Origin of the sequence: Mycobacterium sp. KBS0706 (assembly GCF_005938675.2) — a bacterium.
In the GTDB taxonomy this organism is placed as follows: domain Bacteria; phylum Pseudomonadota; class Alphaproteobacteria; order DSM-16000; family Inquilinaceae; genus Inquilinus.
On the sequence record NZ_VCCH02000426.1, the window covers coordinates 1 to 260 of the forward strand.

The 260-nt window shown below is 71.5% G+C and carries 1 pseudogene; it reads right to left on the bottom strand.

Annotation, left to right across the window (positions count from 1 at the left end):
• A pseudogene (locus FFK22_RS42565) lies at nt 1–260 on the bottom strand (IS21 family transposase); the annotation flags it as partial.

Below are 260 nucleotides of genomic sequence, written 5' to 3' on the forward strand. Positions count from 1 at the left end.
AACCGTGCGCACCGTCTCGCCGATCAGCCGCCAGGGCACGCTGTAGGCGTTGGTGTCCACCTCGATGCAGCAATCCGACTGCACCCTGCGCGTCAGATCCCGCACCTGGCGGAAGGGCGGCCGGCCATCGAGCGGGCGCAGGGCGGAAGCCTCCTCGCGCCGGAACCGGTAGAGCGGCGGCTCGCCCGTCGTGCCGTGGACGCGCACGTCAGCGATCTCGCGCATCCACCAGACCAGGTGCGCCTCCAAAGCGGCCCAGC